This window comes from Vibrio sp. 1402 (assembly GCF_033340275.1).
Window position 1 is genome coordinate 1 of record NZ_JAWOWE010000648.1, and the last position, 532, is coordinate 532.

General features: G+C 47.2%; 1 pseudogene. It reads right to left on the bottom strand.

The features are described 5' to 3' along the window. Positions 1–485 (bottom strand): annotated as a pseudogene (locus R7044_RS27735) (DNA recombination protein RmuC); the annotation flags it as partial. Positions 486–532: the final 47 nt, after the last annotated feature.

The following is a 532-nucleotide window of genomic DNA, read 5'->3' on the forward strand; positions in this document are numbered from 1 at the left end:
TGCTCAACCTGTTGTTTCAGACGCACTTCGGCCTGCTCTAAACTTTGCAGTTTTTCCGTATTAGCCTGATTCATTTGCTCGTGGCGCGCCTGCTGCTCACGAAGCTGCGTTTCCAAACGGGATTTTTGTTCACGCATTTGGCCCAGCTCATCAAAATACTGCTGACGTTCTTGTTTGACGGCTTCGAAGTAACGCAATTTCTCCATGGCCGCCATCAACTTGCCGTGTGATTGGCGAACTTCAAAGGCCGCTTTATCGCGCTCGTTGTCGAGTTCATCCAACTCTTGCTGCGCATCGGCAAGGCTTTGCTTTACTTGTTCAAGCTGTTGTTGATGAAGCTGTTTTTCTGACACCAACTGCTGTTCGAGTAGTTGAGTCTGGGTAATAAAGCGCTGCTTTACCCACCAACCCACGGCGACACCGCTCGCTGTCGCGGCAAAAAGAGAAGAAAGAATGAGAGATTGATGCTCAAGAATCCATTGCATAATAGCGAGTTAGCCTATGTTTTATATCTTTATCAATGGTATTTAGA